Origin of the sequence: Sorangium sp. So ce281 (assembly GCF_051527395.1) — a bacterium.
In the GTDB taxonomy this organism is placed as follows: Bacteria; Myxococcota_A; Polyangia; order Polyangiales; family Polyangiaceae; genus Sorangium; species Sorangium cellulosum_B.
Genome location: NZ_CP150322.1, coordinates 10507866 through 10533518, shown reverse-complemented (window position 1 = coordinate 10533518; position 25653 = coordinate 10507866). Strand labels below are relative to the sequence as shown.

20 protein-coding genes are annotated in these 25653 nt (G+C 73.0%); 11 read left to right on the top strand and 9 right to left on the bottom strand.

Annotation, left to right across the window (positions count from 1 at the left end):
- Positions 1-37: 37 nt before the first annotated feature.
- Together WMF27_RS40285 and WMF27_RS40280 are read right to left on the bottom strand one after the other, a co-directional pair.
- A complete protein-coding gene (locus WMF27_RS40285) occupies positions 38-1039 on the bottom strand; it encodes an NAD-dependent epimerase/dehydratase family protein (protein WP_437763613.1) in 1002 nt (333 codons plus the stop codon).
- A complete protein-coding gene (locus tag WMF27_RS40280; RefSeq protein WP_437763614.1) occupies positions 1036-5619 on the bottom strand; it encodes an AMP-binding protein in 4584 nt (1527 codons plus the stop codon). Before WMF27_RS40280 ends, WMF27_RS40285 begins: the two co-directional genes overlap by 4 nt.
- Before the next feature lie 292 nt (positions 5620-5911).
- On the opposite strand from WMF27_RS40280, the gene WMF27_RS40275 reads away from it, so the two are divergent.
- Positions 5912-6868, top strand: coding sequence for a deoxyribonuclease IV (locus WMF27_RS40275; protein WP_437763615.1), 957 nt, complete (start codon positions 5912-5914; stop codon positions 6866-6868).
- Here the strand turns inward: WMF27_RS40275 and hutU are convergent.
- Positions 6783-8456, bottom strand: coding sequence for a urocanate hydratase (gene hutU, locus WMF27_RS40270; RefSeq protein WP_437763616.1), 1674 nt, complete (start codon positions 8454-8456; stop codon positions 6783-6785). The two genes, WMF27_RS40275 and hutU, sit on opposite strands and share 86 nt — an antisense overlap.
- A gap of 192 nt (positions 8457-8648) precedes the next feature.
- Between hutU and WMF27_RS40265 the strand changes: the two genes are divergently transcribed.
- Positions 8649-9011 carry a hypothetical protein gene (locus WMF27_RS40265; protein WP_437763617.1) on the top strand — a complete coding sequence of 121 codons (363 nt, stop codon included), beginning with the start codon at positions 8649-8651 and terminating at the stop codon, positions 9009-9011.
- A 77-nt stretch (positions 9012-9088) separates the two neighbouring features.
- Here WMF27_RS40265 and WMF27_RS40260 read toward each other — a convergent pair whose 3' ends face one another.
- From WMF27_RS40260 to WMF27_RS40245, 4 genes are all read right to left on the bottom strand, one after another.
- Positions 9089-11155: a protein kinase domain-containing protein gene (locus tag WMF27_RS40260; RefSeq protein ID WP_437763618.1), complete on the bottom strand. Its 2067-nt coding sequence runs from the start codon at positions 11153-11155 to the stop codon at positions 9089-9091.
- Positions 11156-11177: 22 nt separating this feature from the next.
- Positions 11178-12158 (bottom strand): hypothetical protein, encoded by a 981-nt coding sequence (locus WMF27_RS40255; protein ID WP_437763619.1) that lies wholly within the window; start codon positions 12156-12158, stop codon positions 11178-11180.
- A gap of 238 nt (positions 12159-12396) precedes the next feature.
- A complete protein-coding gene (locus tag WMF27_RS40250; RefSeq protein ID WP_437763620.1) occupies positions 12397-13161 on the bottom strand; it encodes a hypothetical protein in 765 nt (254 codons plus the stop codon).
- Between the two features lie 94 nt (positions 13162-13255).
- Positions 13256-13561 carry a YfhL family 4Fe-4S dicluster ferredoxin gene (locus tag WMF27_RS40245; RefSeq protein WP_012240614.1) on the bottom strand — a complete coding sequence of 102 codons (306 nt, stop codon included), beginning with the start codon at positions 13559-13561 and terminating at the stop codon, positions 13256-13258.
- Between the two features lie 168 nt (positions 13562-13729).
- Here WMF27_RS40245 and WMF27_RS40240 point away from each other — a divergent pair, with 168 nt between their 5' ends.
- From WMF27_RS40240 to lpdA, 6 genes are all read left to right on the top strand, one after another.
- Positions 13730-14467, top strand: a complete 738-nt coding sequence (locus WMF27_RS40240; protein ID WP_437763621.1) for a hypothetical protein — start codon at positions 13730-13732, stop codon at positions 14465-14467.
- Between the two features lie 53 nt (positions 14468-14520).
- Positions 14521-15549, top strand: a complete 1029-nt coding sequence (locus tag WMF27_RS40235; RefSeq protein ID WP_437763622.1) for a HEAT repeat domain-containing protein — start codon at positions 14521-14523, stop codon at positions 15547-15549.
- Positions 15546-16157, top strand: a complete 612-nt coding sequence (locus WMF27_RS40230; RefSeq protein WP_437763623.1) for a DUF4149 domain-containing protein — start codon at positions 15546-15548, stop codon at positions 16155-16157. Before WMF27_RS40235 ends, WMF27_RS40230 begins: the two co-directional genes overlap by 4 nt.
- Before the next feature lie 39 nt (positions 16158-16196).
- Positions 16197-16472: a hypothetical protein gene (locus WMF27_RS40225; protein WP_437295821.1), complete on the top strand. Its 276-nt coding sequence runs from the start codon at positions 16197-16199 to the stop codon at positions 16470-16472.
- A 114-nt stretch (positions 16473-16586) separates the two neighbouring features.
- Positions 16587-17780: a thiamine pyrophosphate-dependent dehydrogenase E1 component subunit alpha gene (locus tag WMF27_RS40220; protein WP_437763624.1), complete on the top strand. Its 1194-nt coding sequence runs from the start codon at positions 16587-16589 to the stop codon at positions 17778-17780.
- 162 nt (positions 17781-17942) lie between these two features.
- On the top strand, positions 17943-19349 hold the full coding sequence (lpdA, locus tag WMF27_RS40215) for a dihydrolipoyl dehydrogenase (RefSeq protein ID WP_437763625.1): 1407 nt from the start codon (positions 17943-17945) through the stop codon (positions 19347-19349).
- Positions 19350-19425: 76 nt separating this feature from the next.
- Here the strand turns inward: lpdA and WMF27_RS40210 are convergent, their stop codons facing one another.
- On the bottom strand, positions 19426-20580 hold the full coding sequence (locus WMF27_RS40210; protein ID WP_437769950.1) for a bifunctional methionine sulfoxide reductase B/A protein: 1155 nt from the start codon (positions 20578-20580) through the stop codon (positions 19426-19428).
- A 103-nt stretch (positions 20581-20683) separates the two neighbouring features.
- Entirely contained in the window at positions 20684-21700 is a 1017-nt protein-coding gene (locus WMF27_RS40205; RefSeq protein WP_437763626.1) for a hypothetical protein, read from the bottom strand.
- 195 nt (positions 21701-21895) lie between these two features.
- Here WMF27_RS40205 and gloB point away from each other — a divergent pair, with 195 nt between their 5' ends.
- From gloB to WMF27_RS40190, 3 genes are all read left to right on the top strand, one after another.
- A complete protein-coding gene (gloB, locus tag WMF27_RS40200; RefSeq protein WP_437763627.1) occupies positions 21896-22651 on the top strand; it encodes a hydroxyacylglutathione hydrolase in 756 nt (251 codons plus the stop codon).
- 66 nt (positions 22652-22717) lie between these two features.
- Complete coding sequence (locus WMF27_RS40195) at positions 22718-24529, top strand: 1-acyl-sn-glycerol-3-phosphate acyltransferase (RefSeq protein ID WP_437763628.1); 1812 nt, start codon at positions 22718-22720, stop codon at positions 24527-24529.
- Positions 24526-25470 (top strand): NAD(P)-binding domain-containing protein, encoded by a 945-nt coding sequence (locus tag WMF27_RS40190; RefSeq protein ID WP_437763629.1) that lies wholly within the window; start codon positions 24526-24528, stop codon positions 25468-25470. The genes WMF27_RS40195 and WMF27_RS40190 overlap by 4 nt, the downstream gene beginning before the upstream one ends.
- Positions 25471-25653: the final 183 nt, after the last annotated feature.

The following is a 25653-nucleotide window of genomic DNA, read 5'->3' as shown; positions in this document are numbered from 1 at the left end:
TCGGCCCGGTGCGACGAGGCCGCGCGCCGCGCTCCACCTACGGTTGCGGCCAGACCACGCCGCGGGCGCGCAGATCGGCGACCGTGTCCGCGAGGGTCTCGAGCGGGTCGCGCGGCGTCCAGCCGAGCTCGCGCCGGGCCTTCGTCGCGTCGAGGTACCAGAAGTGCTGGCCCATCTCGGCCGACACCGGATCGACCGGCAGATCGAACGGCAGCCGCTTCCGCGCCTGCTCGATGAGGTGCGCGCCCGCCTTCGCGAGCGCGATGCTCCGCGGCAGCCGCAGGGCGGGGGCCGGGACGCCCGAGATGCGCGCGAGGCGGCGGAAGAAGACCTCCAGGCTCATGTTGGCGGCGCCGAGCAGGTAGCGCTCGCCCGGGCGGCCCTTGTCCATCGCCAGCGCCATGCCCTGGGCCGCGTCGCGGGCGTCGACGAAGGAGAGGCCGCCCGCGGGGGTGAAGGGGAGCCGGCGCTCGAGGAAGCTCACGATGTCCCCGGTCGAGGCGCCGTGGACGTCGCCCGGGCCGAGCAGGATGCTCGGGTTGACGGCGACGACCTCGAAGCCGGGCCCGCTGCGATCGAACGCCGCGCGCTCGGCGTACAGCTTCGAGCGGTAGTAGGGCCAGCCGGCGATGAGATCGATCGGCGTCGCCGCCGTCTCGTCGCGGACGTCGTTCGGGTCCTTGCTGACCGCGACGACGCCGCTCGTGCTCGCGATCACCGCCCGCTTCACCCCCGCGTCGCGGCAGGCGTCGAGGGTGATCTTGGTCCCCTCGACGTGCGTCCTGTAGAGCGCCTCGGCGTCCTCGCGGCGCCGCGAGACGCGCCCGGCGCAGTGGAAGACCCCGTCGCAGCCCTCGGCGGCGCCGCGCACCGACGCCGCGTCGAGGATGTCTCCGCGGCGAAGCGCCACGCCGTGCGCGGTGAGCGCGGGCGCCTCTGCCCGGCAGAGCGCCACCACGTCATGGCCACCCCCACGGAGCGCCGTGACGAGGTGCGATCCCAGGAAACCGGTCGCGCCGGTGACGAGATAGCGGCTCATGCGAGGTCGAAAACCTTCTGGAAGGTCTGCAGGAGGGAGATGTCGTTCGATTTCACGAGGCCCGTCATGAACTCCATCGGGCTCGGTGTGTAGGCCTCGCGGACGATCTTGGTGAATATCTCGGGCGTGGTCTTGAGGACACAGTCCGCTTGCTGGCTCGGCTTACCGATCCGCGCCTCGCAGCTGGCCGCGTCGATCCGCAGCGTCCACTTCGCCTCGTCCTCCGTGCCGAGCGTCACGTAGTAGGTGATCGGCTGGTTGACCCGCCCCGCCACGTATCTCGACTCGAGCTCGCGGAACAGGACCGTGAGCGGGTGCTCCTTGGTGGTGGTGGCGGCCTGATCGATGCTCTCGACCCGGCTCAGATCGAGGGCGCCGCCCTCCTTGAGCTTGATGACGGCGAGCTGCGTGAGCTCCGCGACCTTGCGGCAGGCCACCGCGTACTTCATCCCGGCGGTGAGCCGCCGGAGGTCGCCGATCGCGAGCGGCGGCCCGATGCGCGCGACGAGTTCGCGGCGGATCGGGACGGTGCGCCCCTTGGGGAGCGCCTCGAAGGTGCCGCCCAGGTAGAGGGGCAGGATGTCGACGTTGTGCGTGAGCGCGAGGTGCCCGATCGCCGGCTTGAACTCGAGGATGCCGCCGTCGGGGCTGCGCGTGCCCTCCGGGAAGAGCAGCACGGTCCGCCCGCGGTCCAGGATCTCGCCGGTCTGGCGCAGCGCCGTGCGGAGGCCGCCCTTGCGGTCGAAGGGCGCGAGGTTCGTGAGGTTCTCGAAGTAGGCGCGCCGCCAGCGGTTGCCCTCGAAGAAGTAGTCCTGCGCGGCCAGCGAGACGAGGCCGTCCCCGTAGCTGCCCAGCGCGAACTTCACGAGGCCCATGTCGAGGTGGCTCGCGTGGTTCGAGACGACGATCGTGTTGCGGTTGTGCGGGATGAACGCGCGCCCGTAGACCTTCGGGCGCATGACGTTCCCGTAGAAGCCGGACTGGACCTTGTTCATCCAGTGCTTGGCGAAGTCGGCCACCGGGCGGGGGATGTGGATCGGCTCGTCGCCCACGCCGTGCGCCTTCGGCTCAGCGATCGCCGCGCCGGCGTCTTGCGCGACGGCCGCCGCGCCCGCGCCGGCCGCGGCGGCCTCGGCGGCGAGGCGCGTGACGATCGCCTTCACCTCGGAGCGCTTCACCTGACCGGCCGCGGTGCGGGGCAGGTCGGCCTCGTCGAGGTGGACGGCCATGGGGTGGCACGGCTTGGGCAGCGCCTGGATCGCGGTCCGGAGCGCGTCGAGCGCGCGCTCGTGCTGCGTGGCCCGCGCGAGCGCCGGGTCGCCCTCGCCGTCCTTCGCGCCGGGCGCCTTGGGGACGGCGAGGCAGGCGACCTGCTCGCCGCCGCGGCCGTTGTCGATCCCGACGATGGCGAGCTCCTTGACGTGCTCGACCTTGCCGAGCATTCGCTCGATGTCGGCCGGGTACAGGTTCTCGCCCTTCGCCGCGCTGATGACCTCGCTCTGCCGGCCGACGAGGACGAGCCGCCCTTGCTTGTCGAGCTTGCCGAGATCGCCCGTCCGGAGCCACCCGTCCGCGTCGAGCGCGGCCTGGGTCGCCTCCGGGTCGTCGGCGTAGCCCTTCATCACGTTGGGGCCGCGCGCGAGCACCTCGCCGACGCCGTTCGCGTCCGGGCTCGCGATCTTGATCTTCACCCCCGGGATCGGCTTGCCGACGTTCCCCGGGCTCGCCGCCGGCGAGGGCCTGGTGACGGTCAGGAGCGGCGCCGCCTCGGTCAGGCCGTAGCCCTCGGCGAGCGGCAGGCCGAGCCCCTTGAACACGGCGGCCGTGTCCCTGGGGAGCGCCGCGCCGCCCGAGATGAGGAAGCGGACGTTGCCGCCGAGCGCCTCGTGGACGCTGCCGAAGAAGAGGCGCCCCGCGTTCAGGCCCAGGCGCTTGCCGAGCATGCGGTTCAGCTCCATGCCCCAGCTGAACGCGGTGGCCGCGGCGGGCCCTTGCTCCTTCACCCTGGCGACGATCTGGCGCTCCAGCATCTGCCAGAGCGCGGGCACGCCGACCATCGCCGTGACGCGCGCCTTCTTCAGCCCGTCGCTCACCCGATCGGCCGAGACCTCGTCGAGGTAGATGATCCGCGCGCCCTGCGACAGCGGCAGGAGCAGGCCGCAGGTGACCTCGAAGGTCTGGTGGAGCGGCAGCACGCTGAGCACGCGGTCGCTCGCCTTGAGCGGGAACAGCGGCGCCAGCGAGGCCAGCAGCGCCGTGAAGTTGCCGTGCGTGAGCAGCACGGCCTTCGGCTCCCCGGTCGTGCCGCTCGTGTAGACGACGCTCGCGACGTCCTGGCTCCCCACGCGCACGTCCGGGGGCGCGAGCCCGTCGCCGGACGCCGGGCCCAGGTCGGGCACGTGGCCCTCGGCGAACCCGACCATGTCGAAGGCGACCAGGTTCGGCAGCGCCGCGCGCACGTCGGCGCCGAGCTTCTCCGCCACGCCGCTGTCCCAGAGGACGACCTTCGCCGTCGACGAGCGGAGGACGTCCGCGAACGGCTCCGCGTCGAGCCCGGGATCGATCGGGACGGCGACGGCGCCTGCGCGGAGGATGCCGAAGTAGGCGATGGGCCACGCCGGCTGGTTCGCGCCGGAGAGCGCCACGCGATCGCCGCGGCGGACGCCGAGCGCGGCGAGGCGCGCGGCGGTCATGCAGGCCGCGTCGCGGAGCTCGCGGTAGCTCGTGCGCGAGAGCCCGTCCTGCTCGAAGCGCTGCACCGAGAGCGCGTGATCGAAGCGCTCGGCGACCTCGTCGAGCAGGTCGACCAGGCTGTCGTAGGGCCGGAGCGGCTTGATCTCCCGGCGGAGCATCTCCTCCATGAGCGGGAAGGCCCACTTCTCCAGGCCGGGGAGGTGCACGTTCCAGATGTAGTCGCGCCAGTCGATCTTCTCGGGCGCCCAGACGAAGCGCGCCCGCTCCTCGGGGGGCATGCGGGCCATCGCCGCGCGCGTGTTGGCGCAGGAGTAGACCCAGTCGCCCTCCGCGACGAACGGCATGAAGACCTCGAGGAGCGTGGCCGTCTTCTGCTCGGTCCTGGCGGCGTTCTCCAGCGCGGCCGCCGCCGGCTTGAGGAGGGCCGCGGCGGGGCCGACGCTCGCCGTCTTGAGCAGGCCGCCCAGGCCGCGGAGCGCGCCCTCGATGGCCCGCGCGCCGTGCGCGCCGTACTGCTGCCGGGTCAGCCCGCGCGGCTCGAAGCGGGACGACACGATGTCGAAGAGCGCGGTCTTCTTCCCCTCGAACACCTGCCGCCGCTTGTACAGCCCGGCGAGCTCCAGGTAGCGCGTCACGCGGCAGCCGTTCGTGTCGGCCGATCCGTACTGGTACACGGCGGGCGCGCGGCCCTCGATGAGCTCGCAGAGCGAGGCGATCATGCCGCTCGCGGTCATGTCGACCGGGATGAGGTCGAGCCGCACGTCGTGGTCGCCCGGGAACTGCACCTGCCCCTTCGACGCGAGGTAGAGGTACGGCGCCGAGGTGTTGATCCCCTCGTTCCAGCCGGTGAACGGGAACTCGACGGCGGTCTCGACGACGGCGGGGCGGACGATGGTGAAGGGCAGCCCAGAGCCCGCGAGGACCTGCTCGCCGATGCTCTTCGTGTAGGTGTAGATGTTGGTCCACCCCCAGAAGAGCGCGCGCTCCTTGCCGGCCTCGATGAGCCGGTCCTTGATGAACTTGCGCTTCACCCTGGCGAGCTCGTTCTCGAGCGCGCTGCCCCGGCACGGCTCGCTGCGCGCGGCCAGGTTGGCCTTGGCCTCGTCGAGGAAGGCGCTCTGCCGGAAGGCATCCTCGCACCGCTGGCGCGCCTGCTGCACGAGGTCGAGGCACTCGCTGATCTCGCGCTGCGGATCCCAGTGCGACCGATCGAGCGTCCGCTTCGGGCAGGCGGCGCCGAACCACGTCTCGCCCGCGGCGCGGGGGAAGGGGATCTCGGCCGGGTGGTTCTCCTCGATGAGCCCGGAGCGGTAGCCTGCGACGAAGCAGGTGCTCGTGTGCATCACCTTGGCCCCGAGGGTCCGCGCGAGCTCGACGAGGTTGCTGATGCCGAACGCGTTGACCTCGAGCGCCTCGTCGAGCGGGGGGTTGAAGTCGACGACGCCGGCCACGTTCACGACCGCGGCGATGTTGCCCGTGAGCTCCCCCACGCGGTCGCCCAGCCCGAGCAGCGGCAGGCCGACGTTGCCGTTCATGGGCGTGATCTTCTGCCGCAGGTACTCCTCGAAGGCGGGCCCGGGGTACTGCTCGCGGATCGGGTCGAAGACCGGCGAGGTCACGATCTGCGACCAGAAGCGCTCCTCCGGCGACTGGTTCTCCTTGGCCCGGACGAGCAGGTAGATGTGGGCGATCTCCGGGAACCTCGCGAGCAGCATGGCCAGCCAGACCTTGCCGAGGAAGCCGGTCCCTCCGACCACCACGAGCCGCTTGCCCGAGAGCACGTGCGACGGCATCAGCGGCGGGGCCGCCGCGGTTTCCTCGCCCTTGGCCGCACCCGGCGACCCCGGCATTGCCTCTCCGGCGCCGGCCCCGTTCGTAACACCCATATGGCTCATCGAGACTCCAGGAAGGCCGCTCAATTCGCGCCTGGGCAGGAACGCGTCAAGGGTGAGGTGCCGCGAACCGGGGTTCGCGCCGCCCCGGCACGCGGTTTGCTCGATTTGCTCGCGGAATCGGGGTCGTCGCAGCGGACGGACGAGGCGGCCCGGGCGTTGCCCTCATGCAGGGGGGCGCATGAGGCCGCGCGGGCGCGCGCGGATGGCGGGGGCCGTGGCAGATCCGGCGGGCTCGGGGCAATGCCTTGCCGGCGGCGGGGAAGCGCCCCAAGCAGTGCGGCCCATGATCTTCGGCGCGCACGAGTCCGTGGCTGGCGGCCTTCACCGCGCGATCGCGCTGGCGGGGGAGGACCGCTGCGAGGCGGTGCAGATCTTCACCAAGGTCTCGGGCCAGTGGCGGGAGCCGGCGCTGAGCGCGGAGCAGATCGCCGCGTTTCGCGCCGCGCGCGCGGCCTGGGCCGGCGCGGGCGCGGGCCGAACACTCGCCCACGCGAGCTACCTCATCAACCTGTGCGCCGATGACGCCACGATCCTCGAGCGCTCGCGGGAAGCGCTGCTCCAGGAGCTCGCGCGGTGCGACGCGCTCGGGATCGACTTCGTCGTGTTCCATCCGGGCGCGCACCGCAGCCTCGGCGAGGAGGCCGGCCTCGACCGCATCGGCGAGAGCCTGTCGATCGTGCTCTCTCGCGGGAAGGGGCTCCGCGCGCAGCTGTGCATCGAGAACACGGCCGGGCAGGGGTCGACCCTCGGCCACCGCGTCGATCAGATCGCCGCGATGATCGAGCGCGCCGGGCCGGAGGGGTCGCGGCTCGGGGTCTGCGTCGACACGCAGCACGCCTTCGCGGCGGGGCACGACCTCCGGAGCGAGGCCGGCTACGCGCGGTTCTGGAGCGACTTCGGCCGGCTGCTCGGGCTGGATCGGCTGCGGTGCATGCACGTGAACGACTCGAAGGCGGGGCTCGGCCAGCGGGTCGATCGGCACGAGCGCGTCGGCGACGGGGAGATGGGGCTCGCGCCGTTCTGGCGCCTCGCGAACGACGCGCGGCTCGCGCGCGTCCCGGCGGTGATCGAGCTGCCGCCGCTCGCGAAGGAGCGGCGCGGCTACCTGGAGGAGATCGCGCGGCTGCGCGCCCTCGAGGGCGCGGCGGAGCCGGTCACCCCGCCCGGTGCGGCACCCGGACCCCCCTCTCCTCCGCGACGTGGATCGCCGTCTCGTAGCCCGCGTCGGCGTGCCGGATGATCCCCATCCCCGGATCGATGGTGAGCACCCGCTCGAGCCGCTGCCGAGCGGCCTCGGTGCCGTCGGCGACGATCACCATCCCGGCGTGCAGCGAGTTGCCGATCCCGACGCCGCCGCCGTGGTGGAAGCTCACCCACGACGCGCCGCCCGCCGTGTTCGCGAGCGCGTTGAGGATCGCCCAGTCGGCGATCGCGTCGGAGCCGTCCTTCATCGCCTCCGTCTCCCGGAACGGCGACGCGACCGACCCGCAGTCGAGGTGGTCGCGCCCGATCACGATCGGCGCCTTCACCCGGCCGGCCCGGACGAGCTCGTTGAAGGCGAGCCCGACCTTCGCGCGATCGCCGTAGCCGAGCCAGCAGATCCTCGACGGGAGCCCCTGGAACGCGATCTTCTGCTCCGCGAGCTCGATCCAGCGGCGGAGATCGGCGTCGCCCGGGACCGCCTCGAGCACCGCGCGGTCGGTGGCGAGGATGTCCTCGGGATCGCCCGAGAGCGCGACCCACCGGAACGGGCCCTTGCCCTGGCAGAACAGCTCGCGCACGTACGCCGGCACGAAGCCGGGGATCGCGAACGCGCCCTCGGCGCCCGCCTCCATCGCGCAGGTGCGGATGTTGTTGCCGTAGTCGAAGACCTCGGCCCCGCGCCGCTGCATCGCGAGCATCGCCTCGACCTCCCTGCGCATCCCCGCCTTCGCGCGCGCGACGTACTCCCCGGGATCGCGGGCGCGGAGCGCCGCCGCCTGCTCGAGCGTGAGCCCCGGCGGGATATAGCCGACGAGCGGATCGTGCGCCGCGGTCTGCTCGGTGACGAGGTCGGGCGTGACGCCGCGGCGCACGAGCTCCGGGTAGACGTCGGCGGCGTTGCCGCAGAGGGCGATCGAGCGCGGCGCCCCGCGCTGGACGCTCTCGAGGACGGCGTCGAGGGCGCGGTCGAGATCGTCGATGCGCTCGTCGACGTAGCGGGTGCGGAGCCGCTTCTCGATGCGCGCCGGGTCGATCTCGACGCCGAGGCAGGCCATGCCCGCCATGGTCGCGGCGAGCGGCTGCGCGCCGCCCATGCCGCCGAGCCCCGCGGTGAGCACCCAGCGCCCGCCGCCCGGGGTGCGCGCCGCGTGCGCCTTCCGCGCGGCGACGAACGTCTCGTAGGTGCCCTGCACGATGCCCTGCGAGCCGATGTAGATCCAGGAGCCCGCGGTCATCTGCCCGTACATGGTCAGGCCGAGCGCCTCGAGCCGGCGGAACTCGTCCCACGTCGCCCACCGGCCCACGAGGTTCGAGTTCGCGAGCAGCACGCGGGGCGCGTCCGGGTGCGTGCGGAAGCGGCCCACCGCCTTGCCCGACTGCACGAGGAGCGTCTCGTCGTCCGCGAGCTCCCGGAGCTCGCGGACGATCACGTCGAACGCCTCCCACGATCGCGCCGCCTTCCCGGTGCCGCCGTAGACCACGAGATCGTCGGGGCGCTCCGCGACCTCCGGATCGAGGTTGTTGTGGAGCATCCGGAGCGCGGCCTCCTGGATCCACCCCTTGCAGCTCCGCTCGCTTCCCCGCGGCGCGCGCACCACCCGGGCCCCCTGCTCTCCGGTCGTCATGCTGTCGTGTACTCCACCCGGTCCGGATCGACCAGAAGGCGCGGCGTCCGCTGCGCGCGCGGCGAGGCGAGGCGAGGCGCACGCCGCCGCGCGACGGGAGCCTGCTCGCTCCTCTCCGGGGCAGCCGGCTTCGTCCGAACCGGAGTATGCTTGCTCTGGGCGCGCGCAGCGCCCGTGTGTCCGGGAGAATCCATGATCTCGACGATCCGTTCGGCCCTCGCGCGTTGTCCGGTCCGGGCCCTCCAGCTCGCAGCCCTGGCGCTCACCCTCGCGACAACGGGGTGCGACAAGGTCGGGTGCTTCGAATACACCGAGATCGAGTGGACCGAGAACGGGCGGGCATGCCCCTCCCAGGAAGAGGCGCTCGCGTATTTCGGAAGCGACTCGTGCGGCGGCGAGGTCGAGTCGGTCGACAGCGAGCCCGAGTACGACGACGGTTACTGCTGTTACGACATCACCAAGCGCGACGAGTACGGGGGCGCCTGCACCTCGCCCGGCGGGCGCATCTCTCCGCCGCAGCCGGCGCCGCAGCCCGCCCCGTCTCCGCCGAACTGAGCCGGCGCGCCGGACATCCCCGCGCCCGCGCATCGCGGGCCTCGCGCCTGGCGCCGCCTCCGCCCTGGTTCCTCGATCTAGAGCTCGTCCAGCGCGTTCCTGTCGAGCTCCTGGAGCGCCGCGAGATCCCGCGCCGCGAGCTCCTCCACGTCGCCGGGAGCCTCGCGCGGGTAGGCCAGCGTGAGCTCGCCGTGGTGGACGTAGAGGTGCTGGCTGTCGATGCACCCGTGCGCGCCTCCGGCCGCGTGGAGCGCCGCGATGGCCTCGCCGAGGCGCGCGCGCTGGGCCCTGGTCAGCGCGCGCGCCTCGTCGGCGAGCGCGCGGCCCTGGGGCAGCGCCACCCAGACCTCGCCGCTGGCGAGATCGACCCGGAGGACGGACGTCAAGGCCGCGTGGCCGGCGCGCGCGAAGGCACGGGCCCGGGCGAGGGTCGCGTCGTCGAGCTGCAGCACGAGGACGTCGCGATCGAGCCAGGCGTCGTGCCAGCGCCCCTCCGTGTCCCGGCCGTCGCCGACCTCCAGGGTCGCCGCGAGCCGGGCCGACGTCGTGGGCGGCGCGTCGCTCGATCGGGGCCGGCCGCTCGCCCGCGACCGCCGCGGCCGCGGGCGCTCTGGCCAGGCCATCGCGGTGATCGCGCGCCGCGCCTCGAACGCGTCGGCCGGCCGCGCTGCGGGGTCCTCCGCGAGCAGCGCCGCCACGGCCGCGTCGTGGGCCGCCGTGAGGTCCGGATGGACCTCGCTCGGCGCGGGATCGAGCCGCCCGCGCACGGCGGGGGCGGGCGGCTCTCCGGTGAGCAGCTCGGCGAGCACCGCGCCGACGCCGTACAGATCGCTCGCCAGCGTCGCCGGCCGGCCCATGCGCTGCTCGGGCGACATGTACGCGAACGTCCCGATCGCGCCCGCCGTGGCGGTGGAGGAGAGATCCCCGAGGTGCGCCGCGCCGAAATCCGCGAGGTGAGCCGTCCCGATCTCGTCGAAGAGCACGTTGCTCGGCTTCACGTCGCGGTGGAGGATGCCGAGGCGGTGCGCCTCGCCGAGCGCGGACAGGAGCGCGCCCGCGATCTCGACGGCGCGCGCGGGCGTGACCGGATCCCCCCGGAGCCGCTCGATCAGGGACCCGCCCGTCATCCAGGCGAGCACCATCGCCGGCCCTTCGGGGTGGTACGCGCGGAGCGCGACGACGTTCGGGTGCCGGAGCTGGGCGAGGGCGCGCGCCTCGCGCTCGAACCGGAGGAGCGCGTCGCGGCCCGCTCCGAACGCCGCGCCCGCGAAGATCTTCACGGCGACGCGCTCCGCCGTGATCCGGTCGCGCGCCTCCACCACGCGCGCGTGGGGCGTGGCCGTGACCTCGCGCAGGGTCTCGTAGCGCCCGAAGAGGAGCGGCCCGACGGGCGCGGGGCCCGCAGGAGGAGGTCCCGCGGCGGCGCTGCCGGGAGCGGCGCCTCGCGACGAGAGCGCCTCCTGGCCTGACGGATCGAGCCGGGCGAGCTCCTCGCGGACGGTCCGCGCGGCGTCCTCGAGCCCGAGCTCGCTCAGGCAGCGGCCGAGCAGCGGCAGCGCGCGGGCCCGCTCGGCGGCGGCGAGCGGCAGCTGCTGCAGCGCCCGCACGGCGGCCTCGGTGCGGCCGTGGCGCGCGAGCAGCTCGCCCAGCGCGAGCCACGCCGCCGCGTCGCCCGGGCGGCGGCGGAGCGCGGCCTCGAGCACCCGCGCGCCGTCGGCGGGGCGGCCGGCGAGCTCGAAGCTCTCGGCGGCGCGGCACGCGTCGTGGGCCGCGGTGAACGCCTCCGCGGCCGCCGCGTGAGCGCCGAGCGCCGCGAACAGCGCGCCCGCGTGGCGCGAGAACCCGCGCGCTGCGAGGTCGGCGGCGGCGCGCAGCGCGGCGTCCCGGGGCGACGTGGCGGCGATCCGCTCGAGCGCCTCGCGCGCGAGCGCCTCGTCGCCGCCGAGCGCGGCCATCAGCGCGGCGCGGGCCGGGTCCCCGGCTGCCAGCGCCTCCCGGGCCGCGCCGGCGAAGTCGCAGACGCGCTCGAGCAGCTCGGAGGCGCCCGCGTGATCTCCGGCCGCCGCGAGGAGCGCGGTGCCGCTGTCGCGCTGCCCGATCGCGGCGAGTTCGGCCGCGCGACGTCGCAGATCCTCGTACGCCACGCCGATGTCGGTCGGAGCGCCGTCAGCGCGCGGCGATGCGCGCTCGGCCGTTCACGGAGAGGTCGAAGCGCACCTCGCCGAGGTCGATCCCCGAGGTGTTGAACGGCACCTGCCGCGTCCGGTGCACGGCGAGCGTCGCGTTGGCCGGCAGAGGCCCGAGCGTCGAGGGATCCAGCAAGGAGCCCGGGATCACGCCCCGCCCGGTGTCCTTGAACGCGCACCGCACGGTCGCGCCGTGCGCCGAGGTCACGTCGACGTAGATGATGTCCCGTGCCCGGCCGGCCTCGCTGCCCTCGTCCGCGCGCCACTGCACGAGCGCGCCGACCCCTGCGTCGAGATCGACGCCGTCGGCCAGCTCGGCGTCGCCGATGCGCACCTCCTCGGGACCCGCGGGGGCATCGGCCTCGAACGCGAACCGGTCGAGCTGCCCCGAGCCGGAGCTCTCGAACACGTACCGCGCCGGCGCGGGCAGATCGCTGGTCGCGTCGCGCGACGTGTAGAACACGCCGAAGACCAGGGCGCCCACGTCCGGGAACGCGCGGGCGGCGAGCGGCATCTCGGTGCTCTCGGTCTTCATCGTCACGTCGCCCGCGTCGAGGAGCTCGATGGGGCTGAGCGAGCTGAAGCTGCTCGCCTCGTCGTCGGCGGCGGGCGAGAGGACCATGCAGCTGCCGGCGGAGGGGAGGACGAACGGCTTCCCGACGGCCCCCTCGGCGAGCTCCGGATCCATCGCGGACGAGAGCCGCATGAACTTCGCCAGCACGTTCGTGACCGCCCCCGCCCCCTCGGTGCCCGCGCTCGGCGGCGCGGCCTCGTCGAGCTCACCGGGGGTGGCGGTCAAGGCGGCGTCCCGGCTCAGGTTGATCGCGCGCTCGACGCGCACGACCCCCTGGGTGACCACCCCGTTGATCTCCGTCGCGTCGCCCGCGACAGGCGCCGAACAGCCGACGAGAGCCGCACCGGCGAGCAGGCATGAGGTGGCGAGGGCGCCGTGGGGACGCATAGATCCGAGTCTAAAACGGGTCCTCCGGCCGGGCAAGCGCCTGCGCTCGCCACCGAAAATGGCAGGGAATCCGGCTCATTACGATTTGACGCGCTTTGCCGCCGGTTTGCCGCGCTCTGTCACGCTCCGTTACGTCCCGTTACGTCCCGTTACGTCCCGTTACGTCCGGGGACGCTCCGACGCCGCGCTGCGTCGAGCTCGCCGACGTTGCAACGTGGCTGCGTTGGTTTCGGCCGCGTCAGAAGGTGACCGTGAGGCCGCCGCCCGGGGCGACGGTGCCCTGATCGATCGCGACCGGCTCGCCGGCGATCTCGCCCTCCGCGTGGTGATAGGTCGCGGTGGCCTCGAGCGCGACGTGCACATGGCGGAAGCCTGCGCGGATGCCCAGCACGAACCCGAGCTGGAGATGCTGGCCCGACGCGTCGACGAGCGATCCTCGGAGCGCCGCTCCGGCGGGCAGCCGCACCTGGCCGCCGAGGAGCTCGAAGCCGAGCCGGGGACCGAACCAGAGCGCGTAGAGATCCGCGTCCGACCGGAAGCCGAGCAGGAGAGGGACGTCGAGCCCTGCGCCGTGGACGTCGATCCCTTCGGCGCTGGGGCCCGGCCCGCCCGCGAAGAGCGCCGAGGCGCCGAGGCCGATCGACAGGGCCGCGTCGCCGAGCGGGAACGCGTGGCGCCCGTCGAGCCGGATGGCTCGCCCCGTGTACGTCAGCCCCGCTTCGTTCTCGCCCTCGATCCCGACGCGGGCGCTGGCCCAGGGCGCGACGCCCGGCGATACGGTGATCGCGGAGAGCTTTCGCCGCGCGGCGCCCTCCGCCGTCGCCGGGTCGGCAACGCTCGCCCCTGCGTCCGCCGCTCCGGCGACGACCATGTCACCCGACAGGCCGCCGCCGAGGCGCACGGCGCCCGGACGGAGGACGTGGGCCGGGTGGAGCAGCGGACCGCTGCCATGGCAGCCCGCGCAGGCACCCGCGAGAACCACGGCGGCCCAGCGCCGGATCACGGTGTGACCCGGGCGCCGCATTGAACCGACGGTGCCGGCGGAGGCATGGAAAGCGCGGCCGAAGTGGCGACGCGAGGGGACGCGACGAGGCGCGCTACTTGCGGAAGCGCGAGGGGTAATCGTTGGCGGCGGCCCGCTTCTTCAGCTCCCCATCGTCGGGGTGCAGCCTGACGGCGCGCGCGATGAGGACTTCCTCGGTCTCCACGATCTGCGGGTTGGGCAGGCAGCACTCGACCGGGCATACGGCCTGGCACGCTTCGTGATCATAGAAGCCGACGCATTCGGTGCAGAGCTCCGGATCGATCACGTAGATCTCGTCGCCCTCGCTGATGGCTTCGTTCGGGCATTCGGGCTCGCAGGCGCCGCAGTTGATGCAGTCTTCGGTGATGTAAGTCGCCATGGCCTTCGCTTCGTTCTCCGGGGTCACCCCGGTCCGCTCGTTTGTAGAGGCCTGACCGCAGGGTGTCAATTCGGGCGGAAGCGGGCGCCGGTTCCGGCACGGTGTCGTGGGCGTCGCGGGGCTGCGCTTGCGCGCGGGCGCCCCTGCCGGTACTAAGCGGCCTCCTCGATGCTCCGCCTCACCGAGCCCGCCCTCCTGCTCGTCGTCCTTGGCGCATCCTCGCTGCTCGCAGGATGTGGTCCCCAGATCGGCGATCCGTGCACCTCGTCGCTCGATTGCTTGCAGGCAGAGCAGCAGCTCCTCTGCGATGGGACGCAGCCTGGCGGCTACTGCACGGTCTTCAACTGCGAGCCGGACGGCTGCTCCGGGAGCAGCGTCTGTGTCGCGTTCAACCCGGTGATCGATCCGGCGTGCAGCGAGCTCGAGAACGTCCGCTGGCCGCGCTTCGAGCGCACGTTCTGCATGGCCACCTGCGATGAGGACGACGACTGCCGCAGCGGCTACTCGTGCGTCGCGCTGGGCAACATCCAGGAGGCCGCGGGGATAGCGCCGGGCGAGCGCAACGCCGCGATCGTCGACGCCAGGCCGGACGGCTCGAGGGCTTGCCTGCCGAACCCGCCGTCTGCGTCGAGCGAGCCGCCGGGCGGCGCCGAGAGCGAGCCTGGGGTGTGCAGCGCCGCTCCTGAGCAACCGGACGAGTGGACCCCCTACACGCCGGATGCCTCGGGCGCAGGAGGCGCCGGCGGCGCTGGAGGGTCGGGTGGCGCGGGAGGCGCCGGCGGCTCGGGCGGCGAAGGTGGCTCGGGCGGCGAAGGTGGCTCGGGCGGCGAAGGTGGCTCGGGCGGCGCTGGCGGCTCGGGCGGCGCTGGCGGCTCGGGTGGCGCTGGCGGCTCGGGCGGCGGCTGAGCGCCGCTCGGTGCGGTCCGGCTTTGCGCATCGACCGTGCTAGCGTTGGCCGCGTGTTCGGACCGGCCCCCGCGAAAAGGACGCTCGAGGCTGCGCTGCGCGACGTCGCTTCGCGGAAGCCCGCCGTGCGCGCGGAGGCCGTGAACGACCTCGTCCCGTATGCCGCGACGGCGCGGGAGCGGGTCGTGCGCGCGATCGAGGGCGCGCTCCGCGTCGATGAGCACGCGGCGGTCCGCGCGGCGGCGGCCATCGCCCTCGCCGACACGAAGGCCGTCGAGGCGCTCCCGGCCCTGCTCCTCGCCGTCGAGGACGTGGATCCCTACGTCCGGCAGATGGCGATCACGGCGCTCGGTGAGCTCGGCGACATGCGGGCCACGGGCCGGCTCCGGCGCGCCCTCTCGGACGAGCGGCCCGAGGTGCGGTTCCAGGCGGTGATCGCGTTCCCGCGCGTCTGCGCCCAGCAGACCGACGCGATCGAGGCCGTCATGCAGGCCACCCACGACGACGACCCGCTCGTCTGCCACATCGCGCTGCGGATGTTCGAGGAGCTGGGGGAGTCCACCGGCGAGCTGCCTCCGTCGGGCATGGAGCGGGCCCGCGCGCTGCTCGGCCACGCGTCCCCGCTCGTCCGGGCGGCGGCGGCGGTCGTCACCGCGCGCTTCGGCGATCCGGTGGGCCACCCCGTGCTCGCCGAGATCGTGGGAGGAAAGCTCGACGGGGTCGATCGCGAGGACGAGGCCGCGGCCATCGAGCTCTGCGGCGAGCTCGGCCTCGCCGCTTCCCGGAGCGCCCTGGAGCGGCGCGCGTTCGGGCTCAGGCTCGGCTTCGGCCGCGATCCGCTGCGCTGGCACGCGCGCGTCGCGCTCGCGCGGATGGGCCACGAGCGGGCCATCCGCGACATCCTCACCGAGCTCGGCGCGTGGGACCGCCACAAGCGCACGCTCGCCGTCGCGGCCGCCGGTCGCGCCCGCCTCTCGGCCGCCCGCGCCGCGATCGCGGCGATGCGGGGAGACGAGCGCAAGGCCGATCAGGGGGCCGTCGAGGAGGCGCTCGCCGCCATCGCTTCCGAGGTGGATGCATGAACGATGAAGCCCAGTTCAGCGAGGCGGACCTCGCCCCGAGCCCCGAAGAGCGCGCCGCGTCGCGCCGCTCCCTCATCGATCGCGTGGCCGCGAGCGTGGCCGCGCTCGCCGCGGGGGCCTGGGTCGGCGGCATCGTGGCGCTGGGCGCCTGCGCTGCCCCGTTCGTCTTCCGGCTCGCCCCGGCCCCCTTCTCCGGCGACGCGATGAGCGCGGCGTTCGCGCGCTTCGATCAATTCGCGCTCGGCGCCGCGGTGATCCTCCTCGGCGCGGAGGTGGCGCGCACCTGGGCCGCGTACCGCCACGGCGCCGGCCGCGCGGCGCGCGTGCGCCGGGTCGTCGCCATGGTGCTGGCCGGGTGCGCCGCATACGTCGGCCTGGCGCTCACCCCCCGCATCGCGGCGCTCCACCGCGAGGGCGTCCGCCGCGGCGAGGGGGAGCTCGGCATGGAGCTCGAGCGCGTCCATCGCCGCGCCGAGCTCGTGAGCAAGTCGGAGGTGTTCCTCGGCGCGAGCCTCGTCCTGCTGCACGTCTTCACGCTCGGCGCGCGCCGCCCCGAGCAGGACGACGACGAGGACGCGGCCGCCCCGCTGCCGCCCGGCCCGCGCTGAGGACGCCGCGCATCGCGCCCACGACACCGGAGGGATCCGATGCCGCGTGACAACAAGCTCTATAGCGGCTTCGTCAACCACGACTACATCCTCACCTTCTCGATCGCCGACGAGGCGAGCCGGTCGCGCCTCGTCGCGCTCTGCGCCGGACCGTGGCAGGGCGACGAGGTCACGCCCGACACGTGGGAAGTGTCCAACACGCTGAGCCCCGATCAGATGGAGCGCGCCATCCTCGATCTGATGGGCGACGCGGACCGCGCCGCTTACTACTACCTCTCGGACAGCAAGCGGATGTTCCGCGTCCTGCTCGGCTGAGCTCGGGCGTGAGCGATGTGAGCCGCTTCGCTCCGGCGCGCCGCGGGGGCGGCAGGGGCGTCCCCGCGGGCCGAAGGGGCCGCGAGCGCGGTCATTTCGCGGTATGGTCCGGTCATGAGCGAGCTGGAAGCCACGCCGCCCGGCGCCTCCGCGAGGTCCGCCGCCGACGCCCCTCCACCTCACGCGCCCACGTCCCGACCGGGGGAGGGGGCCGACGAGGGCTTGCTCAGCGTCCTCCGGGACGACGGATCCCTGGATCCCGCGACCGACCCCTGCCTGAGCGACGCGCTGCTGCTGCGCGCGTACCGCGAGATCAAGCGGCTCAGGCTGCTCGACGCGCGCATGCTCCTGCTCCAGCGGCAGGGGCGGGTCGGCTTCTACGGCGCGTGCACCGGCCAGGAGGCGACGCCGATCGCCACGGCGCTCGCGGTCGAGCCCGCGGACTGGATCTTCCCCGCGCTGCGCGAGAGCGTGATGATGCTGGTGCGCGGCTTCCCGCTCCGCACCTATGTGGCCCAGGTGTTCGGCAACTCGGGCGACCTCCTCCAGGGGCGCCAGATGCCGTCGCACATGAGCGGGCGGCAGGTGAACCAGGTGTCCTGGTCGAGCTGCATCGGCCCGCAGCTCCCGCAGGCGGTCGGCGCCGCGTGGGCCGCGAAGCTGCGGCGCGACAGCACCGTGGTCGTGGGGTTCATGGGCGACGGCGCGACGAGCGAGCCCGATTTCCACAGCGCGATGAACTTCGCGGCGGTCGTCAAGGCGCCGTGCGTCATGATCTGCCAGAACAACCACTGGGCCATCAGCGTGCCGACGGACCGGCAGACGGCCTCGAGGACCATCGCCATCAAGGGGCGCGCCTACGGCGTCCCGTCGGTGCGGGTCGACGGCAACGACGTCGTCGCCGTCTACCGCGCCGTCTCCGAGGCGGTCGCGCGGGCTCGTAGCGGCGGCGGCCCCAGCTTCATCGAGGCGCTCACCTACCGCGTCGGCGCGCACTCCTCGAGCGACGACCCGAGCCGCTACCGGTCGCAGGAGGAGGTCGATCGCTGGACGCAGCGCGACCCGCTGCTGCGCCTCGGGCGCCACCTCGCCGGCCGCGGGCTCCTCGACGACGCCGCGGAGTCCTCCCTCGAGGCGGAGCTCAACGCCGAGATCGCCGCCGCCGTCGCCGAGGTCGAGGCGATGGGCCCGCCTGCCCGAGAGACGCTGTTCGACGACGTCTACGCGGAGCTGCCCTGGCACCTGCGCGACCAGCGCGCAGAGCTCCTGCGCTCCCCGAAAGCGCCGGCGCACGGCGGCGGGCGCTGACCTCGGGGAGGGATTTCCCCTCGCTGCGAGGTCGTGTAAGCCCCGGGCCACCCAGGGACGGCTCGCGGTCGCGGGCGCGGCCTCAGGGCTGTCGGCGAGGGGCTTGCCTGATGAACCCCGGCGCCCCTAGTTCCAGTCTTCGAAGCGCACAAAAGGACAAGGATGAAGACCTACGACGCAATCGTGATCGGAGCCGGCCCCGGCGGTTACCCCTGCGCCATCCGGCTCGCTCAGCTCAAGCAGAAGGTGCTCTGCATCGAGAAGGAGAACGTCGGCGGCGTCTGCCTCAACTGGGGGTGTATCCCCTCCAAGGCGTTGATCTCCGCCGCCCACCTCTACGAGAAGTCGCAGGCCGGCGCCGCGATGGGCATCAAGGTCAGCGGCGTCGAGCTCGACGCCAACAAGATGCAGGACTGGAAGGAAGGCATCGTCAAGAAGCTCACGGGCGGCGTCGGGTCGCTGCTCAAGGGCAACGGCGCCGACGTGGTGAACGGCACCGCCACGGTCGTGGGGCCGAAGCGCGTGGACGTGACGCGGGCGGACGGCTCGGTGGAGCAGTTCGAGGCGAGCAAGGCGATCGTGATCGCGACCGGCTCGACGACCATCGAGATCCCGACGTTCAAGTTCGACGGCGACACGATCATCGGCGCGAAGGAGGCGGTCAGCCTGCGCCGCGTCCCGAAGCGGCTGATGGTGATCGGCGGCGGCGTCATCGGCCTCGAGCTCGGCATGGTCTACCAGGCGTTCGGCGCCGAGCTCATCGTCGTCGAGGCGCTGCCGGAGCTGCTCACGGGCGTCGACCCCGACTGCACCAAGATCGTCGAGCGCAAGATCCTGAAGCGCGGCGGCACGATCCACAAGAACGCCAAGGCGCTCGGGTACGAGAAGCAGAAGGACGGCTCGGTCGGGGTGAAGATCCAGTCCGACGGCAAGGAGCAGACGATCGTCGTCGACACCGTGCTCGTCGCCGTCGGCATGCGGCCGAGCAGCAAGGGGCTCGGCCTCGAGAAGGTCGGCGTGACGGTCGATCAGCGCGGGTTCGTCCCGACGGACAAGTTCTGCCGCACCAACGTGCCGTCGATCTACGCCATCGGCGACGTCAGCGGGCCGCCCCTGCTCGCGCACAAGGCGACGAAGGAGGGCGAGATCGCCGCCGAGGTCATCGCGGGGCACAAGGCCGAGAAGGACTGGGTCGCGATCCCGGGCGCGATCTTCACCGATCCGGAGATCGCCACGGTGGGGCTCACCGAGGCCGAGGCGAAGGCGAAGGGCCTCGAGGTCAGCATCGGCAAGTTCCCGTTCTCGGTGCTCGGCAAGGCCATGGCCATGAACGAGACCGAGGGCTTCGTGAAGATCGTCGCCGACAAGAAGACGAAGCAGGTGCTCGGCGTCCACATCGTCGGACCGGAGGCCAGCACCATGATCAGCGAGGCGTCCCTCTCGCTCGAGATGGCGGCCTTCCTCGAGGATCTCTCGCTCACGATCCACCCCCACCCGACCCTCGGCGAGTCGCTGATGGAAGCCGCCGCCCACGCCATGGGCGCGGCCATCCACATCGCCAATCGCTGACCCGCCCACTCTCGAGCATCACCAGCCTGCGCCGTCGACGAAACCATCGAGTCGACGGCGCGGGCCACCGCCCTCATCAGTCGCGCATGAAATGACACGTGTACCCGCTGGGGTACTTCTCCAGGTACTTCTGGTGGTACTCCTCGGCGCGCGTGAACGGCCCGGCCTCCACGATCTCGGTGACGAGCGGGGCGCGCCACTTGCCGCTCTTGTCGACGCGCGCCTTCACCTCCTCGGCGATGCGGCGCTGCTCGGGCGTCGTGACGAAGATCGCCGAGCGGTACTGCGTCCCGACGTCGTTGCCCTGGCGGTTCTGCGTCGTCGGATCGTGCATGCGGAAGAACCACTTCTCGAGCAGCTCGGCATACGACAGCTTCGCGGGATCGAAGACGATGCGCACCGACTCGGCGTGGCCCGTCGCTCCGGTCTTCACGTCTTCATAGGTCGGCGCCTTCGTCCGGCCGCCGGCATAACCGACCTCCGTCTCGAGGACACCGGGGATCTGCCGGAGGAGCTCTTCCATCCCCCAGAAGCAGCCGCCCGCCAGGACGGCCGTCTCCAGCGTCGTCTGGCACCCAGGCGCCTCCCCCGGCGCAGGCACGGCGCAGGCGTTCGCGCTCGCTTGCTCCCGACGCGCGCCGTCGCGGCCCTCGAACAGCGCCCGATAGGCGCCGTAACCCTCCGCCTCGAGGCGAGCCAGCGGGATGAACCGGAGGGACGCGGAGTTGATGCAATAGCGCAGCCCGTCGGGCGCGGGCCCGTCCTCGAAGACGTGCCCGAGGTGCGAGTTGCCTGCCTTGGAGCGCACCTCCGTTCGGACCATCCCGTGGCCCCTGTCCGAGCGCTCCACGACGCGCTCCGGCTCGACGGGGCGCGTGAAGCTCGGCCAGCCGGTGCCCGAGTCGAACTTGTCGAGCGACGTGAAGAGCGGCTCGCCGCTCGCGACATCCACGTAGAGGCCCGCCTCGTGGTTGTCCCAGAAGGCGTTGCGGAATGGCGGCTCGGTCGCGTCGCGCTGGGTCACCTCGTATGCGAGCGGCGTGAGCTGCTTGCGCAGCTCCTCATCCGACGGTTTGCGATAGCTTCTGTCCGACATCGTCACAGCCTCCTTGGACCCCAAAATCACCTTGCTCGCCTTCCCTGCATCGCCAGCGCGAAAGCACGCGAACACGGCGGCGCACGCAATCAGGACGAGCGCGAAGAGAAGACCAGCAGCGCGGAGCCGTTTCATCATCCACCTGGCCTGTCGAGGGTAGCGCACCTAACCCTCCTACGCCCCGCGGCGCCGCTGGTTTCGCCCGGCGAGCGCGGCCCGCGCGGCGCCGGCCCCGGCGCTACGGGCCGCCGCTCTCGAGTGAGGCGTCGCTTTCGCCGTCGCTCTCGCCGGCGCCCCGCTCGAAGCACTCGGCGGGGATCTCGCGCGCGCGGCGGACGAGGCGGGTCGCTCCGATGAACGCCGACGTGACCGGATCGTAGTAGCCGCTCGCCCCGTGCAGGCCCGGGACCGCGCGCTGGTAGTGGCGCGCGACCCGCTCCATGAGCGCCTCGCGGACGTACTTGCCCACCATCGACGCCATCGCGACGCACAGATCCGAGGCGTCGCTGTCGCGGACGAACGCGATCTCGCCGAGGCCGGGGAAGCGGTAGGCGCTGCGGGCGCGGCCCTCCTCGAGCACGGCGTGCATCCTCCCCGCGAGCGGGCCGAACACGGAGCCGTACTTGCCGAAGCCACCGACCTTGCCGCACACCGCGAAGACCTCCGCGCCGGCGAGGCCGCGGAGCTCCAGGACGAGGCGCTCCATCGCGTGGAGATCGAGCACGAACCTGTTCTTCCCGGCGCGCGCCCCGTCGTTCATCCGCTTCGCGCAGAGCAGCACCGAGCGCACGGCGACGACCTCGACCCCCTTCTCCGAGAGCTTGTCGAGGTCCTTGCCGATCGCGCCGAGCAGCGCGTCGGATGCGGTGAACGCCTCGCCCTCCGCCGACCAGCACTGCTCCTCGACGTGGCCCGGGCAGAGCGCGCGGAGCGCGGGGCGATCGTCGAGCGCGACGGCGTGGAGCAGCTCGTCCACCGACGACGCGCCGCTGGCCGTCCCCGCGCGGCCGCAGCCGCGCGCGACCAGCGCGCGAGCCCAGGCCTCGCCGAGCGAGACATCCCCGTGCGCCACGAGCTGCTTCGAGTCGCCGAGCCGCTGGGCGAGGGCGCCGCGAGGGGCGCGGCCGGCGACCTGCCAGCCCGCCTCCGTGACGCGCGCAAGGACCGCCGTCACCACCATCGGACCGAGCCGCGGGCCCAGCCCGTTCTCATCGACGCCGATGCGGTAACGGACGGAGGGCTCGGCGGACGTCATGCCGGCCCCTCTGCCACACCATCGCGCCCGCGTCACCGCGCGGATCTCCGCCAGGCCGCCCGCCGTCCCGCTCGGGACTACTTGCCGGCTCGGTCGCAAAATTCTCAAACTTTCTCGAGCTCATGCGCGATCCACGCGCGCCGCGCGCTCCTTTTCCCCGGCTCTCGCCGGGAGCGCCGCTATAGTCGACGCCTCATGCGCATCCTCCCCGTGCCCTGCCTCAGCGACAATTACGCGTACCTCGTGGCCGCGGACGGGCGGCGCGAGGCGATCGTCATCGATCCCTCGGAGGCCCAGCCGATCATCGCGGCGCTCGAGCGCGAGAAGCTCAGTCTGGTCGCCATCGTCAACACGCACCACCACCACGATCACGTCGGCGGCAACGAGGCGCTCCGCGAGCGTTACGGCGACCTCCCGGTCTATGCGCACTCGAGCGACGTCGGGCGCGTTCCCGCGCAGACGGAGCGGGTCGAGGAGGGCACGCCGGTCCAGGTCGCCGGCCTCACGCTCCAGCCGTTGCACGTCCCCGGCCACACGCTCGGCGCCGTCTCGTATTGCGTCGAGGACGTTGTGTTCACCGGAGACACGCTCTTTATCGCCGGATGTGGCCGCATGTTCGAGGGGACGCCGGAGGTGATGCACGCCTCGCTCTCCAAGCTCGCCGCGCTTCCGGCGCAGACGCGCGTCTTCTGCGGTCATGAGTACACCGTGAACAACCTCCGTTTCGCCGAGACGGTCGAGCCCGAGAACGAGGCTGTCCGCAAGAAGCTCGCTGCCGCCCGTGCGGCACGGGAGCGCGGCGAGCCCACGGTCGGGAGCACGATGGCCGACGAGCTCGCGACGAACCCGTTCCTGCGCTGTGGTGAGCCGAGTTTGAGGGCGCGCTTCCCGGGCGCCACGCCGTCCGACGTGTTCGCCGCCGTGCGTCGCGCGAAGGACGATTACCGCTGACTTTCGGCGTCGCGCGCGGCCGTATTCCGCTCGCGCCCGCCGTCCGATTTCTATACGACTAGGCCCATGGACTCCCGCGCTCCCATCTTCGGGTTCAACGACGCGCGCGACGAGATCGTGCGCACCGTGGTCGACCGGGTCGTCGGCTCCACGAGGGATCCGCTGCTCGCCATGAACGAGGCGGCGTATCAGGAGGCGAAGCGGCTCGAGGGGTCCCGGAAGCCGCAGGACGTCCGCGAGCTCGCCGAGTGGCAGCGGCTCGCCCGCTCGCTCGGCCGCATGCACGACGCCGAGCGCCGCCGCCGCCTGCGGGAGCTCTCGGAGGAGTACGCGTGGGACATCGCGGGGAACTTCGACCGGCGCGTCTACCAGCTGTCGTCGCGGCTCCTGCCGCCGGTCGTCAGCGCCCTGATCGCGCCGCGCAAGCTCATGACGGTGGTCCGCGACCCGCTCAAGCTCGTCAGCCTCGAGCTCCTGGCCGACCGGGTGCTCGTGGAGGGTCCGCTCGCGAAGCTCCGCTCGCTCGTGCAGCGTGGCACGGCCGTCTACGTCCCGACCCACCTGTCGAACATGGACTCGATCGTGTTCGGCTACGCCCTCGAGCGCGCCGGCCTGCCGCCCGCCACGTACGGCGCCGGCAAGAACCTGTTCACGAACCCGGTCCTCTCGTTCTTCATGCACAACCTCGGCGCCTACCGCGTCGACCGGCGCATCCGGCACAACCTCTACAAGGACGTGCTGAAGACGTACTCCGGCGTGCTCCTGGAGCGCGGCTACCACTCGCTGTTCTTCCCGGGGGGCACGCGGTCTCGCTCGGGCGGCATCGAGCGGAAGCTCAAGCTGGGCCTGGTCGGCAGCGCGTTCGAGGCCTACACGCGGACGCTGCAGAGCGGCCGCGAGCGCCGCGTCTTCTTCGTCCCGGCCACGATCAACTACCTCATCACGCTCGAGGCCGAGACGCTGATCGCCGATTTCCTCTCCGAGGCCGGCAAGGGCCGCTTCATCATCGAGGACGACGAGTCGAGCCGCATCGGCCGGATCGCCTCGTTCCTGCGCAAGCTCCTCGCGATGAACGCCGCGGTGGTCATCCGCTTCTCCGAGCCGCTCGATCCGTTCGGCAACCGGGTCGACGAGCTGGGCCGCTCGTTCGACGCCCGCGGTCGCGAGGTCGATCCGGCGAGCTACGTGAAGGATCAGGGCGGCAGGGCGGTCATCGACGCGGCGCGCGACGCCCAGTACGCGCGCGAGCTCGGCGAGGAGATCTGCCGGGCATACGCGCGCGACACGGTCGTGATGGCGACGCACGTCGTCGCGGCGGCGAGCTTCGCCCGGCTCCGCAGCCAGGCGCCCGCCGCGGATCTCTTCACGGTGCTCCGGCAGCGCGACGTGCTCACGGTGCCGCGCGACGACCTCGCGGCCGACGTGGTGGCCCTCTGCGATCGGCTGCGCGCGCTCGAGCAGCGGGGGTGCATCGTGCTGGGCGAGGACGTCCGGCTCGGCTCGGGCGGGGACATCGTCGAGCGCGCGCTGCGCGCCTTCGCGGGTTACCACTCGTCGCCGGTGCTCGACTCGCGGCCCGACGGCATCGCGCTCTGCGACACCAACCTGCTCTTTTACTACCAGAACCGCCTCGCCGCCCACGGGGTGGCGTGGGACGTCATCGCGCCGCCCGGCGTCCCTTCCGGCCTGCAGGTCCAGCCGCCGCTCCCGCCGCTCGAGCCCGCCTCACCGCCGCCGCCGCTGGATGAGCCGCGGGGCTCGGCCTCGCCCGCTTCGTCGTCCTCACCGGCCTCGTCGTCGTCCTCACCGGCCTCGTCCCGCGCGGGCGAGGCGGACGCGCGCGTGGGCTCGATGAACGGCGCCGGGGGTGGCCAGTGAGCGCCCCGGGGAGCGCGCTTCCGGCGCCTTCGGTGGGGGTCATCGGCGGCGGTTTCTGGGGCGTGGCGCTGGCGCTCGCCGCGAGCCGCACCGGCGCGGAGGTCCTCCTGTACTCCCGCCGCGAGCACCCGCAGATCAAAGGCGGCCCGCGGATCGTGCGGGACCACGCGGAGGTCGCCCGGGCGCGGCTGCTCGTGATCGCGGTGCCGTCGAACGCGGCGCGGACGGCGCTGCGCGCGCTCGGCGATCACATGGACGGCTCGCACCTCGTGATCCACGGCGTGCGCGGCCTCGAGGGTGAGGCGCTGAAGACCGTCTCGGACCTGGTGCGCGAGGAGACCCCGGCGCGCCGGGTGGGCGCTCTGGGCGGCCCGGTGCAGGAGGACGAGCTCCGGGAGGGTCGCCCCTCGGCGATGGTGTGCGGCTCGCGCTTCCCGGAGGTCCACGCCGCGGTGACGGCGGCGTTCCAGTCGGAGGCGCTCCACGTCTACACGACGCCGGATCTCCAGGGCCTGGAGTGGGCGTCGGCGCTTGTCGGCTGCCTCGCCGTCGGCGTCGGCTTCGCCGAGCAGGCGGGCGCGGGGCCGGGGTTGCTCGCCGCGCTGATCTCGAGGGCGGTCGACAGCGCGGCCCGCGTCGCCGCCGCGGCGGGCGCGGAGGAGCGGACGATGCTGGGGCTCGGCGGCTACGGCGACCTGCTCGCCTCGATCCGGCTCGAGGGCCGCCCCGAGGTGGTGCTCGGCAAGGCGCTCGCGCGCGGGCGGACGCTCGACGAGGCGGTCGCGGAGGCCAGGCTGCGGGTGGAGGCGATCCCGCTGATCCCGCGCGTCGTGGCGTTCGCGAAGGCGCGGAAGGTGGATGCGGGGGTGTTCGAGGCGCTCGAGGCGACCCTGAAGGGCGGCGCGCCGAGGGCGGTGCTCGATCGGATGTTCGCGGCGTGAGGTGGCAGCGGTTCTACACGCTGCGCGCCTAGCGTTCTGGCTGGGGCGTGTCACCTCGCCGGCAGCCCCGTCCAGCCCGCGCTGGCGGCTGCGACGATGAGCCTGGCGCCGCGTCTGCGAGTAGGAGCTCCAGCTCGGCGATGGCCTCGAAGCCCTTTGGCCGTCTGCACGCCGCCGTCCTGC